Consider the following 440-nt stretch of genomic DNA (forward strand, 5'->3'; position numbering starts at 1 on the left):
CCGCGCCTTTTAGCCTATGTGCCCCGGATGCAGACAGCTCCAGCCCTCTCCATGCCCATTCCGGGGCATATCGATCCCGTACCCGTGCCACGCGCGCTGGTGCCGCGCAGCGATGGGCGAATCGATCTGCTCGGCCTGTCCAAGGCCGATTTGCGGATGGCGCTGGAGACCTCGCAGCTCGACCCCAAACAGGCGAAATTGCGCGCCAAGCAATTGTGGCACTGGATCTACAATCGCGGCGTCACCGATTTTGCGCTGATGACCGACATTTCCAAGGCGATGCAGCCGTGGCTGGAACAACGGTTCACCATCAGCCGCCCGCAAGTGGTCGAGGCGCAAGTGTCGACCGACGGCACGCGCAAATGGCTGCTGCGCACCGATGACGGCAATGATTATGAGATGGTGTTCATCCCCGATGCCGATCGCGGGACCTTGTGCGT

Annotated in this window: 1 pseudogene; it reads left to right on the forward strand. The window is 62.0% G+C overall.

What is annotated here, in order from left to right:
• Positions 1 to 27 precede the first annotated feature (27 nt).
• Positions 28 to 440: pseudogene (locus AACY19_RS27400) on the forward strand (hypothetical protein); the annotation flags it as partial.

The organism is Pseudomonas sp. EA_5y_Pfl2_R50, from assembly GCF_963970475.1.
GTDB lineage: Bacteria > Pseudomonadota > Gammaproteobacteria > Pseudomonadales > Pseudomonadaceae > Aquipseudomonas.